The sequence below is a fragment of the Pseudomonas sp. AL03 genome (assembly GCF_029960815.1).
In the GTDB taxonomy this organism is placed as follows: domain Bacteria; phylum Pseudomonadota; class Gammaproteobacteria; order Pseudomonadales; family Pseudomonadaceae; genus Aquipseudomonas.
Genome location: NZ_JASBRE010000044.1, coordinates 1 through 12,592 on the forward strand (window position 1 = coordinate 1; position 12,592 = coordinate 12,592).

Below are 12,592 nucleotides of genomic sequence, written 5' to 3' on the forward strand. Positions count from 1 at the left end.
AGCAGCTGCCGAGCCTGCGAGGCTGCGTTCGGCTCGGTCCGCGCTCGGGCGAAGCAGTCGTAAAATCCGACACAGCGGTTCTTCAGATACACCCGTGCACGTAGTATCGGCGACTGCTACGCCCGAGCGCGGACCGAGCCGAACGCAGCCTCGCAGGCTCGGCAGCTGCTACAAAGGATCTGATTCGGCTCAAGGGGCTTTATGTATTCTTTCGCTCGTCTGTCGGCACTGATTGTCGCGGTGGCGTTGCTCAACGGTTGCGAACGACAGGACGCGCCACCGCTCGATCAGCAACTCTACGTCTGGCAACGACAATGGACGCCGGCCCACGAAGCGGCGCTGAGGGACAGCCGCGCTGACTTTTCCACCCTGCGGGTGCTGGCCTTGCAGGCATTCCCTGGGGCGGGTTGGAGTCGGGCGCGGATTGACCCGGCGCTGCTCAAACGGGATGGTCGGCCGCTGATCGCGGTGATTCGTCTTGATGGCCAACTCAAGTCGCTGGATCGGGACGAAGTCACCGCGCAGATCCAGCAGGTGCTCGGCGATTGGCAAAGGCAGGGGCTGACTCTCTCCGGCGTGGAAATCGACCACGATGCCGGTAATGCTCGGCTACCGGCCTACCGTGAATTTCTTACGCACCTGCGCGCAGTTCTGCCGGTCTCTATTCCGCTTAGCATCACCGCGTTGCCGGCCTGGCTCGACAGTCCCGAGTTGCCGGCGCTGTTATCCACAGTCGACAGCAGCGTATTGCAGGTGCACGCGGTGAGCGATCCGCGTCTTGGCTTGTTCGGCCCGGATCAGGCTCGTCAATGGACCATGGCCTGGAGCCGCATCACTTCGAAACCGTTCTATCTGGCGCTGCCAGCCTATGGTGTGGCGTTGTTGCCGGGCGGCGGTGCGCCGGTAGTGGAAAGCGAAGTGCCCATCGAACGGGGCGGCAAACGCCGGGAATTGCTCGCCGATCCGCAGCAACTGAGCCGGCTCGGGACCGAGTTGCGCAATGATCCACCGGCTCATCTGGCGGGCCTGATCTGGTTTCGTCTGCCGCTGGCCAACGATCGCCGGGCCTGGAGCCTGACGACCCTGGGCGCCGTGGCGCGTGGCGATGCCCTCGACAGTCACCTGGCGCTGAAACTCTCTGAGCAAGAAGGCCTGTATGACATCACCCTCAGCAATCAGGGCAACCTCGACAGCGCCTGGCCCGAACGCCTGACACTTGCAGTGCAGGGTTGTGATGGCGCCGATGCGTTGGCCGGTTATGCGTTGCAACAGCGTCCGGATCTGCTTACCTTCACCCGCCTGCGCGACGGTCGACTACCGGCCGGCGAGCGGCGCGCCATGGGTTGGGCTCGTTGCGCACACATTGATCAAGGAGGTTTGAATGTTTACCCGTAACTGGCCCCGCCATCTGCTGTGCCTGAGCCTCAGTCTGCCGCTGGGTTCGGCGCTGGCCTGTGGGCCGGACTTCCCGATGCGTCTGCTGGATAATCGCGGCCAGTCGCTGGCGGAGCTGCCGGAAGGTAACTTCAGATTTGAAATCAGCCGCTTCGGGCATGCGGTCGCCGGGCTGAAGAACGTCACCGAAACCGCCTATGGCATGGATGCGCCCGACTACGCAGAACAGCGGGATAAGGCTGAGCAGGCCGGTTTGACGGCGGAACAGCAGGTGCTGGTCAAACAGCTACGCAGTCTGACCGATGTACATCAGGTCGAGATTCAGGGCGCGAGCCTGCCGGATGAGCTCACGCTTTATCTGGCCGGCGCTGTGGCATTCGATGCCGGTGAATTTGGGCTGGCAGCCGAGTACTTCCAGAAGGTGCTGGCATTGCCGGCGGATCAACGGGCGTTGCGCAGTACCTGGGCGGCTTACTCGTTAGGTCGATCGCTGTTTGCCATGAGTTCCGAAGCGGACGCTGGCTCTGAGCTGTTGGCTCAATCCCGAAAGGCCTTCGAGCAGACCCGTCAACTAAGCATTGACGGCTTCAGTGACCCACTGGAGCTGGGTGTCGCCAGTCTTGGCGAAGAGGCCCGCGTCGCCCGCACGGCCGGCGACTGGAACAGCGCCATCGAACTCTACGCCACGCAAAACCTTCAGGGTTCGGCGGTGGGTTACACCTCTCTGAAACTGTTGATGGCCGATCTGGCGGCGCTGCCGGAGGATCAACTGGCCGGTTTGCTCAACGGCAAACCGGTGCAGCAACTGGTCACGGCATCCTTGATCAGCCGACTGGGCTGGTCATTCGGTGATCAACCACCGAACGAATTGAAACTGATCAAACTGCTGCAAAACAGCACCCGCGGTAGCCTCGATAACGCTGATCGCCTGGCGGCGGTGAATTATCAACAGGGCGACTACGCAAGCGCCAAGGCCTTCCTCGAACACGCCGGTGATGGCGGACTGGCGTGGTGGCTGCGGGCCAAATTGGCAGTGCGCGAGGGTGATAAAAACGCAGCTGCCGCAGCGTATGCGAAAGCTGCCCAGGCCTTCCCGCAGGATGAATCCTGGGGTGAGCGGCGCACGCCGGACTGGGACTTCGAAACACTTCAGCCCAAGTGCCGGGTTGAGGGTGAAAGCGCGATCCTGGCGTTGCAACGCGGGGATTACCTGCAAGCGTTCGATCAGCTTTATCGCAGTAACGGCATTTACTGGCCCGACGCCGCGACGGTCGCCGAGCGGGTGTTGACCGTCGATGAGCTCAAGCATTACGTCGACACTCAAGTGCCGGCGCCGCCACCTCTGACTCAGGAGGATCGCGATAACTATGTGCAGCTGCCGGTGGCGGCGAAATTGCGCAATGTGCTTGGGCGGCGCTTGCTGCGCGAAGAACGATACGACGAAGCGCCAGCCTACTTCGATAACGCCGACTTGCAGGCCAGGGCCAAGTGGTACGGGCAGTTGCGCAACGAAGCCGAATCAAAATGGTGGCCGACCAAACGGGCATTCGCTTACTACCATGCCGCGACAGTGGCCCGTTTCGACGGAATAGAGCTGTTGGGCTACGAGATGTCCCCGGATTACGCGACCTTCGGTGGCAATTACAGTCTGGAAGCGCCCGAACTCAAGGTCGGATTGCTGATGGCCGAGGGTGAAGTGCAGCGCCAGCAAGCCACGTTGGCGCAACCCGATGAGCGTTTCCATTACCGTTTTGTCGCCACGGCGCTGGCGAGCAAGGCTGCTGATCATCTGCCCCACAGCAGCCAGGCGTTTGCTTCGGTGCTGTGCAAGGCTTCGTCGTGGGGCACCAGCCTGCAGGAGCAAAGCGCGTTCTACCGTCGTTATGTCGAGGACGGCCCGTATGTGGCTTGGGCTGGCGATTTTGGTCATCAATGCCAGGATCCGGACTTTCAGAGCGCCGACAAACGCTATGTGACTCAGGTCACCGATGCCGCGCGCTCGCAGCTGCATCCCTACAAAAAACCGTTGCAGATTGGCGGTGTGATAGCGGTCACGGCAGCGGCGCTGTTGCTGATCAACCGCCGCCGGCGTAAGGCGCGGTAAGGCTCAAGCCTGTTGCACAAAGGTCAGCCGCACGGCGAAGCCGATCAGCAGGCTGCCAAACAGCCACTGCTGCAGGCGCTGGGCTGAAGGACTGCGTTGCAGCCAACGGCCCAACGCTGCGCCGGTCAGTGCGTAAGCGCTGTCGAACAACAAACCGACACCGACCAACACCACACCCAGTGTCGCAAATTGAGCGAGCACCGGCCCGGCGTGTGGATCAATGAACTGCGGCAGCAGCACTGAGCAGAACAGCAGCGCCTTGGGGTTGAGCAGGTTGGTCAGCACACCGCGCCGGATTGCTGCACTCCAGCGAGGTTTATCGAACGTTGTGTCTGCGCCGTTAAGGTTCGGCAGCATCGTGGTTCGCAGGCATTGAAGGCCGATCCATAGCAAGTACGCGGCCCCGGCCAGGCGCACCACGTCGAACGTCCAGGGCGCTGCCTTGAACAGTGCCGCTAGCCCCAGCGCCGCCAACGCTACATGGCAGCCTCGGGCAATGCCCAGACCCACAGCGGTGGCCAACGCCGCGCCTTTGCCCTGACGGGCACCGGTTTGCAACAGCAGGATCATGTCCGGGCCCGGCAACAGATAGACCACCGCCAGCGCCATGAAAAACAGCCAGAGTCCTGCCACGTCGCACCCCATTCGTTGTCGATTCGGTACGGCCAGTCTAGGGCTGAAGGGCAGGGCAGGTGGTTGCGTAGTTCGCTTCTAAACTGCTTCGGGTTGGCATAACCTGCCACTGAATCGCATTTAAACCATCAGGATTTGCCAAACCATGAAACTGGACGCCTACGACCGCAAGATTCTCGCCGCCCTGCAGCGGGACGGTCGCCTGAGCAATGTGCAACTGGCTGACGAGATCGGCCTGTCCGCTTCGCCGTGTTTGCGCCGGGTACGGCTGCTTGAAGAAGCCGGGGTGATACGCGGTTACCAGGCCAATCTGGATCGCGACGAAGTAGGGCTTGGGCTGACGGTGTTTGTCGGGGTCAAGGTCGAACGGCACAACGACGAGCAGGCCGAAGCCTTTCGCCTGGCCGTGACGGGGCTACCGGAAGTTATTTCGGCTTTTCTGGTGTCAGGGGAATCGGATTTTCTGCTGCAAGTGGTGGTGCCGGACTTGCGCGCCTATGACCGTTTTCTCACGGGGCGTTTGCTGAAGTTGCCGGGTGTGAGCGACATCCGTAGCAACTTTGCGATTCATACGGTGAAGACTCCGGGGGCGTTGCCGCTGGAGCATCTGCCGCTGTAGATCGCAAAGACGGGTTAACCCAATACTACGCAGCGGTTAAAAATTAAAAGGGAATTGATTAATCCTGGTGGATAAACTAGCCTTGTGTTTTATATGTGTAAAACTCTCTAATCATGAATTTTGAAAATATCCGTTACTATCTTGCATTGCTTCTTTTGGTTCTTGGGAGCAATGGTCTTTACACGGGAGTTATTGTGTGGGTAATAACATACTTCATACCCATGGAGGGGATGATTTTGCGTGTAGCTTATATAGTTACGTATATCCTTCTCTGTTTTTTCGGGTTTTGTTTTTATGTCAAAAGGTTACGTGGCGTAATTTGATTTTAATGGCGCCATAGCGCTTTGTGTTTACTCGCGTTTTTCTTTAGTAAGCATTGAATTTAATGTGATGTAGTCAACAATAGCCTCGAAAAATAGAGCTACCTTCCCTGTTTGCATGTACGCCCTTTCATAATTTATCGGGTCATGTCTGAAGAGCTGCAATGAGTCAGGCTTGCGTACTAGTCTAATAATACCCACACCAGACAATAGTAAGTCCATTGAACCATAGACCATATCTCCCTCGTACTCGCCTCTAAAAGCGGCTTGATAAACGCGCCGCACAGGTCCCTGCACGCTAGGTGCTTCAGGGCCGTTATAAATATTTCCAAAGCCTTCATAGATATTATTAGCGCCATGCGCGATAAGCATCCCACCCAATGGCGTCGCCCATCCACCTGTGCCTCCAGTAACCGCCACACCTGCCTCAACTTGCATGGCGCCAGCGACAACACCAATGCCATTTTGAACATAAAAAATCGCCTTGGAAGATAGCTCTGCATATTCTTTTGTTATCGATTGAACTCCCTCCCACGCAGTGAGGAGTCCTTCATCAACGGCCTTGATAACTTCGTTGGCATAAGAAGAAACCATCGAATTGAATTGAAGCTGCGTAATACCGTCATGAAAATGTGTAGCGCCTACTGTGCAGCCTAATGCAACCAGGTCCGCAGCGGCTTTGGTGACGTCATGGATATCACATGACGTCTCATTCATCTTCGTTTCCCCACGTGCTATAGGCACTTGTACCCGCTTGGATGTGGGTCCAACTGATATCTCGGTAACGAATGGACACCAGCTCTTGCGGCTCCGTGTCAGACATATGGATAGCGTGAGGGATTTGAAGGTTTACATTCGCAATACGACCGCCCGTTATTTTCACTGAATAATATTTATCCTGGCCACCGGCTGGAGACGTGCGATAAAAATCAATCTTGCATTCAACTTCTTCACCCTCAGCCAGAGCGCTGGCTAGCAGTGGCGAAGATTTATCAATATTTTTGGTAATGGCAATTGGCATATGTTTGCCTCGCCCGCCTGACGTACTGCCATCACTGCCCGTTAACATGCTATGGGCGTAAGCCAACACCATGATTTCGTCTTCATGCCCAAACTGGCATTTGTTACCGATAGAGTCTTGGCTGGAGCAGCCGGAAGAAATCAGACCCTGCTTTTTACCGGTAATAGTCATGTAGCTATGACTCGCCATGCGCTCACTCCTTGTGGTCAGAATGGGGGGAGTTTAAGGCAGAGGAGGTAGCTGCTTATGTAGGCCGTTTCTGAAAATGCGTGTATTTCTTACGAACGTAATATTCGCGTTCAACAGCATTTCGGTAAAGGCTTCAGCCAAGCGACAGGTTGAGCGCCTTTAGATAGGGGATTTAAGAACGGAAATTTCACGGCTTTCGTTATACCGTAACGAACTGCGATATGAGCAACGATAAACACTGGGGTGGTATGCAAGTCGATCTCGATGTCGATGGGACGCAAGTAGCCGGACTGCCGCGTTTTCAGCAGGCGGTTTTTCAAGGGCGACGATTGCGTCAGTTCGCAATCGGTCTGGGCGCGCTTGCGTCGACAGGTTGGCTACTGGCGTTTTTTGTCGGGCTGTTTGCGCCGCACTCGCTCTGGCCGTCGTTGCTGGTTAATCAGAGCGCCGGTTTGCTGGTGCTGGTCGCTGGTTTGCAATCGGCCTGGTGGGTGACGCAATGGCGTGCGCGGGCGATGAACCCCGTGGTGCAGGTGCTCGTTGCAGATGAAGTCGTCGCTTCGGTGGGCTGGTACGAACGTCTGCTCGATCGGATCAGTCAACGATGGTTGCGAATGCTGGTGCAGATTGGCCCGCCGACACTGTGGCTTGGCGGCTGGTCGCTGTTGACGCTATTCACCATCGGACAGGTCTGGAACCTGGCACTGCCGCCGACCGCACTGGGATTGTCGGCCAGTGTCGGTGCGGCGTTATCGTTGTTGCTGGCCTTCGGTTTGCTGGTGCTGGAACGTCAACTGGCCCAGGAAAACATCGCCCAATGGCCCGAAGCGGGGTCGTTGGCGCAGCTGACACGGGTGGCGATCATTTGCCTGGTGTTTGGCGCTTTGTGCCTGTTGTTGGGTAGCGAAACCTCGGTCTGGCCAGCGCGTCTTGCGGTACTGATCGGCCTGCTGCCGGGGCTCGTCGCCGCCGAACTACTGTTGCGCGCCATGCTGTCGTTGTTCAGTCCGCAGCGCGAACAACTCGAACCTGCCTTGCTGGCGCGAAGCTTCGTCGCCGACATGCTGCGCTGGCCGCCGCAACCTTTGCTGGCGTTGCAGCACGAATTGCACAATCGCTTCGGCATCGACCTGCGGCAGATCTGGGCCTTCACCTACATGCGTCGGGCATTTTTTCCGGTGCTGGCCGTGGTCTCGATTGTGGGTTGGTCGCTGACCGGCATTCACGAAATACCGCTGCAAGGGCGGGGCATCTATGAGCGTTTCGGTAAACCGGTGGACGTGTTCGGTCCCGGTTTACACGCGGGTTTGCCCTGGCCTCTGGGCCGAGTGTTAAGCGTCGAGAACGGTGTGGTCCACGAGTTGGCCACCAGTGTTGGTGAAACACCGGCGCCGGACGTGGCCGAACCCGCCGAAGGTCCGGCGCCCGCCATTGCCAATCGTTTGTGGGACGCCAGCCATGTGAACGACAAATCCCAGGTCATTGCCAGCAGCCGAGCCGACAAGCAGAGCTTCCAGATCGTCAACATGGACGTGCGTTTCGTCTATCGCATCGGTCTGAACGATCAAGCTGCGTTGGCCGCGACCTACAACAACGCTGATGTCCCGACGCTGATCCGCAGCACGGCCAGCCGGATTCTGGTTCATGACTTCGCTTCGCGAACCCTCGACGGGTTGCTTGGCGAGGACAGGGTAGGGCTCGCCGAAGAGATTGGCCGGGCGGTGCAGGCTGACTTGCAGAAACTCGACAGCGGCGTGGAAATTCTCGCCACGGTGGTCGAGGCAATTCATCCGCCGGCCGGTGCCGCCAATGCCTATCACGGTGTGCAGGCTGCGCAGATTGGCGCCCAGGCATTGATTTCCCGCGAGCGCGGTGCGGCGGCGGAGGCCACCAATCAGGCGCAACTGCAGGCCAGCATCGCTCGCGATCAAGCGACGGCCAGCGCTCGTGAAATCAACGCCACCGCCCAAGCGGCGGACCTGAGATTCGGCGCCGAGCAAAAGGCTTACGCCAGCGCCGGCCAGGCCTTCGTGCTGGAGCAGTACTTCAGCCAACTGTCCCAGGGCTTGGCCAATGCCAGGTTGCTGGTGCTCGATCATCGTCTGGGCGGCAGCAGTAACGCGCCGACCATCGACCTCCGTACATTCACGCTGCCGGCTGACCCTGCGCCGCGTAAGACCGCTCAGCCAGGAGCTGCCAATTGAGCCAGTTGCACACTCACGATCACGATGACCACACTGGCCACGATCACGGCCATGGTGGGCATCACCATGGACATCACCATCACCACCACGGTGATCCGCAAGAAGCGGGCCCGTTCCCGTGGCGGCGAATGGGCTGGGCGGCGTTGCTGGTGGCGTTCGCCATCGCGGCAGCGAGCCTGGTGCAAGTGCGTTCGGGGGAGGCCACGGTGATCACGCGTTTCGGTAATCCTTCGCGGGTATTGCTGGAACCGGGTCTAGGCTGGCGTTGGCCTGCTCCTTTTGAAGCGGCGATTCCAGTGGATCTGCGGCTGCGCACCACGTCCAGCGGTTTGCAGGACGTGGGTACGCGGGATGGTTTGCGCATCATCGTTCAGGCTTACGTGGCCTGGCAGGTTCAGGGCGATCCGGACAACGTGCAACGCTTCATGCGTGCCGTACAGAATCAACCGGACGAAGCGGCGCGGCAGATTCGCACGTTTGTTGGCTCCGCTCTGGAAACCACGGCCAGCAGCTTTGAATTGGCTAACTTGGTGAACACCGACGCCAATCAAGTTCACATCGCTGATTTTGAAGCGCAACTGCGTCAGCAAATCGATCAGCAGTTGCTCACGACTTATGGTGTACGGGTGCTGCAAGTTGGCATTGAGCGTCTGACCTTGCCGTCGGTAACCCTCACCGCTACGGTCGATCGCATGCGCGCCGAGCGTGAAACAATCGCCACCGAACGCACGGCCATCGGTAAGCGAGAAGCGGCGCAAATCCGTTCTGCTGCCGAGCGTGACGCGCGAATCGTGCAGGCCGACGCCACGGTGAAAGCGGCGGATATCGAAGCACAATCGCGCGTTGAAGCCGCGCAAATTTACGGCCGCGCCTACGCCGGTTCGCCGCAGCTCTACAACTTGCTGCGCTCCCTCGACACGTTGGGCACGATCGTCACGCCCGGCACAAAACTGATTCTGCGCACCGACGCTGCGCCGTTCCGGGTGTTGGTTGACGGTCCGCCGACCCTCGATAACAAGTCCGGGTCGCAGCCATGAAATTAGTTCCACGTGGAACAAATGAGTTAAGCAGTCCTTGGATTCAGGCGGGGCGATTGGCTTTTTTGGCGCTTTACGCCGTTACCGTGCTCGCCGCTTTGGCGTGGGCGTTTTCCAATGTGCGGCAGATCGATCCGCAAAATCGCGCTGTGGTTTTGTACTTCGGCGCGCTGGACCGAATTCAGAATGCTGGCCTTTTATTGGCTTGGCCCCGTCCGTTTGAGCAGGTGATTTTGTTGCCCGCAGCAGATCGGGTGATTGAGCGTCGGGTGGAAAACCTGCTGCGCACCGATGCCGCGTTGCAGGCAGACCGCGTGGCGAGTTTCGCCACACCGATCAGTGATGCACTCGCCGGCTCCGGTTACTTGCTCACCGGTGACGCGGGCGTGGTGCAACTGGATGTGCGGGTTTTCTACAAAGTTACCGAGCCGTATGCCTTCGTCGTTCAAGGCGAACATGTGTTGCCGGCGTTGGATCGATTGGTCACTCGCAGCGCGGTGGCCCTCACCGCCGCACGCGATCTGGACACCATTCTGGTTGCTCGGCCGGAGCTGATGGGCGCCGATAGCCAGGCTGCCGAACACCGCGAACGGTTGCGCGGTGATCTGGTGCAAGGCATCAATCAGCGCCTGGCGGAACTGACCGCGACCGGGCAGGGGATAGGCATAGAAGTGGCGCGGGTCGACGTGCAATCGAGTCTGCCCGGCCCAGCGGTCAACGCCTTCAACGCGGTTCTGACCGCCAGTCAGCAAGCCGACAAAGTCGTGGCCAACGCTCGCACTGAAGCCGAGAAACTGACTCAGACCGCTAACGAACAAGCCGATCGCACGCTGCAAGTCGCTCATGCCCAAGCGAGTGAACGGCTGGCCAAAGCCTCGACGGACACGGCCACCGTGTTGAGTCTGGCCAAGGCCCAGCAACAGGGCACCGACCCGCAAATGCTGCTGCGTATCTACCGCGAGCGGGTGCCGAAGATTCTCGGTCAGGCGGGCTCGGTGACCACGGTCAACCCGAAGGACGATTCCCACCTGATCATTCAGGGAGCTGCACAATGACTGCCCAAACCGCCGCCGCACCGAGCCTGTTGTCCTCGGCTGAACAACGCAGCGCCGCGCGGCAATTGACCCTGGCCATGCTCGCACTTGGCCTGCTCGCGCTCGGCTTGACCTGGCGCTGGATGTCGCCGGAGCAGACTGGCGTGAGTCAATTGCTGCTGGGCTTTGCTTCTTTACTGGTGGCCGTGCCAGTGATGCGTTCAGCCTGGTACAGCCTGCGTTATCCGAGCCTGCACGGGATCACTGATCAATTGATCGCCCTGGCCATGCTGGGGGCGTGGGCCACGGGTGATCTGCTGACCGCGGCGTTGCTGCCGATCATCATGATCTTCGGCCACGTGCTGGAAGAGCGCAGCGTGATCGGCTCCCAAGAGGCGATTCGCGCCCTCGGCAAACTGACTCGCAGCCACGCGCGCAAGGCTCAGGCCGATGGCTCCATCGTCGAAGTCGATAACGGCACACTCAAGGCCGGCGACATCGTCGAGGTGCGCGCCGGTGATCGAGTGCCGGCGGATGGTCGGGTGTTGTCCGGTCAAGCGAGCCTGGACACTGCTTCGATTACCGGCGAATCGGTGCCAATGGAGGCGGACGTCGGTATGCAAGTCTTCGGCGGCGCGATCAACCTCGACGGCCTGCTGCGCATCGAAGTGACCCGCACCGGCAATGAGTCGACCCTCGGCAAAGTCATCGCGCTGATGCAAAGTGCAGAGCGTTCCAAACCACCGATCACGCGTCTGCTGGAACGCTACGCTGGCAGCTACATGGTGCTGGTGTTGCTGCTGGCCGCCGTGACCTGGTTCGTCACTAACGATGCTCAGGCCATGCTCGCGGTGTTGGTGGCGGCCTGTCCTTGTGCATTGGTGTTGTCCGCGCCGGCCACGGCGATTGCCGGCGTGGCGGTGGCCGCTCGTCACGGGATTCTGATTCGCAGCTCCGCGTTCCTCGAAGAGTTGGCAGACCTGACTTCGCTGGTGGTCGACAAGACCGGGACCCTGACCTTCGGCACCTTGCGTTTGCAATCCATCGACAGTCCTCTCGAGGATCGCAGTCACGTTCTCAAACTTGCCGCCAGCCTCGGCTCCGCCAGCAGTCACCCGGTCAGCCGCGCGCTCGCAGGGCTGGTCACTCAGGAGCATTTTCTGCTGCTCTCTGACATCCACGAGCGCCAGGGGCTCGGCGTGGTGGCGATGACGGAGCAGGGCGAGGCGGCGCTCGGTCGTCCGGAGCTGTTCGCGCAATTGGGTATCGCCACTTCGAGTGTCCCCGACCACGATGGCCCGATTGCCGGGCTGGCGCTCAACGGTGAATTCCTCGCATGGCTGTTGCTGGCCGACAGCGTCAAACCCGAGGCTCGATTTGCGTTGAGCGAGCTGCGTGAACTGGGGTTGGGGAGGCAGTTGCTGCTCACGGGTGATCGGCAAAGCGTTGCGCACACGCTGGCCCGCGATGTCGGGATCAGCGATGTCGAAGCTCAGGCCTTGCCCGAGGACAAACTCAATCGCGTGCTGAAGGAAATCGGCAGTGGTTTCCGGCCGATGGTGGTGGGTGATGGCATAAACGATTCATTGGCGCTCAAAGCGGGTGTGGTCGGCGTGGCGATGGGGGCGGGCGGAGCGGACATCGCGCTGGCCTCGGCCGACATTGTGTTGATCGGCAGCGATCTGCGACGGCTCGGCACATGTGTTCGGTTGAGTCGCCAATGTCGGCAGACGTTGCAGGTTAACGTGATCATCGGTTTGGGTTGGACGCTGGCGATTGTAGCCTTCGCCGCCTTTGGCTGGCTCGGCGCTGCGGGGGCGATGATTGCTGCCTTGCTGCACAACCTCAGCACATTGTTGGTACTCGGTAATGCCGGGCGACTACTGCGGTTTCAGGAGCCATTGCTCAAACTGAAGGATGGGGATTGAGTACGCCTGGTGAATGCTCTAAACAGCGATCACGGGCGATTGCTAATTTTCAGAACTGTAGGCCGAATTCGTAGTCATCTAGGTGAGGGCAATCACTTCTGTGAATTC

10 protein-coding genes are annotated in these 12,592 nt (G+C 59.5%); 7 read left to right on the forward strand and 3 right to left on the reverse strand.

Annotated features, from left to right (window positions below; all coding sequences use genetic code 11):
- Positions 1 to 201: 201 nt before the first annotated feature.
- Together QK293_RS25940 and QK293_RS25945 are read left to right on the forward strand one after the other, a co-directional pair.
- A complete protein-coding gene (locus tag QK293_RS25940) occupies positions 202 to 1,395 on the forward strand; it encodes a DUF3142 domain-containing protein (RefSeq protein WP_282382795.1) in 1,194 nt (397 codons plus the stop codon).
- A complete protein-coding gene (locus tag QK293_RS25945; protein WP_282382798.1) occupies positions 1,382 to 3,499 on the forward strand; it encodes a hypothetical protein in 2,118 nt (705 codons plus the stop codon). Before QK293_RS25940 ends, QK293_RS25945 begins: the two co-directional genes overlap by 14 nt.
- 3 nt (positions 3,500 to 3,502) lie before the next feature.
- Here QK293_RS25945 and QK293_RS25950 read toward each other — a convergent pair whose 3' ends face one another.
- Positions 3,503 to 4,132, reverse strand: a complete 630-nt coding sequence (locus QK293_RS25950; protein ID WP_282382801.1) for a LysE family translocator — start codon at positions 4,130 to 4,132, stop codon at positions 3,503 to 3,505.
- A 145-nt stretch (positions 4,133 to 4,277) separates the two neighbouring features.
- On the opposite strand from QK293_RS25950, the gene QK293_RS25955 reads away from it, so the two are divergent.
- Positions 4,278 to 4,751 carry an Lrp/AsnC family transcriptional regulator gene (locus QK293_RS25955; RefSeq protein WP_282382803.1) on the forward strand — a complete coding sequence of 158 codons (474 nt, stop codon included), beginning with the start codon at positions 4,278 to 4,280 and terminating at the stop codon, positions 4,749 to 4,751.
- Positions 4,752 to 5,101: 350 nt separating this feature from the next.
- Here QK293_RS25955 and QK293_RS25960 read toward each other — a convergent pair whose 3' ends face one another.
- Both QK293_RS25960 and QK293_RS25965 read right to left on the reverse strand, forming a co-directional pair.
- A complete protein-coding gene (locus tag QK293_RS25960) occupies positions 5,102 to 5,788 on the reverse strand; it encodes a DUF4225 domain-containing protein (RefSeq protein WP_282382806.1) in 687 nt (228 codons plus the stop codon).
- Positions 5,781 to 6,281 (reverse strand): Hcp family type VI secretion system effector, encoded by a 501-nt coding sequence (locus QK293_RS25965; RefSeq protein WP_282382808.1) that lies wholly within the window; start codon positions 6,279 to 6,281, stop codon positions 5,781 to 5,783. Before QK293_RS25965 ends, QK293_RS25960 begins: the two co-directional genes overlap by 8 nt.
- Before the next feature lie 248 nt (positions 6,282 to 6,529).
- On the opposite strand from QK293_RS25965, the gene QK293_RS25970 reads away from it, so the two are divergent.
- From QK293_RS25970 to QK293_RS25985, 4 genes are read left to right on the forward strand one after another with little or no spacing between them, the layout of a single operon-like run.
- Positions 6,530 to 8,485: a protease modulator HflK gene (locus QK293_RS25970; RefSeq protein ID WP_282382859.1), complete on the forward strand. Its 1,956-nt coding sequence runs from the start codon at positions 6,530 to 6,532 to the stop codon at positions 8,483 to 8,485.
- 5 nt (positions 8,486 to 8,490) lie between these two features.
- A complete protein-coding gene (locus QK293_RS25975) occupies positions 8,491 to 9,522 on the forward strand; it encodes a protease modulator HflC (RefSeq protein WP_282382861.1) in 1,032 nt (343 codons plus the stop codon).
- Positions 9,519 to 10,577, forward strand: a complete 1,059-nt coding sequence (locus QK293_RS25980; RefSeq protein WP_282382811.1) for a protease modulator HflK — start codon at positions 9,519 to 9,521, stop codon at positions 10,575 to 10,577. Before QK293_RS25975 ends, QK293_RS25980 begins: the two co-directional genes overlap by 4 nt.
- Complete coding sequence (locus tag QK293_RS25985; RefSeq protein ID WP_282382813.1) at positions 10,574 to 12,484, forward strand: heavy metal translocating P-type ATPase; 1,911 nt, start codon at positions 10,574 to 10,576, stop codon at positions 12,482 to 12,484. Before QK293_RS25980 ends, QK293_RS25985 begins: the two co-directional genes overlap by 4 nt.
- The last annotated feature ends 108 nt before the right edge of the window (positions 12,485 to 12,592 follow it).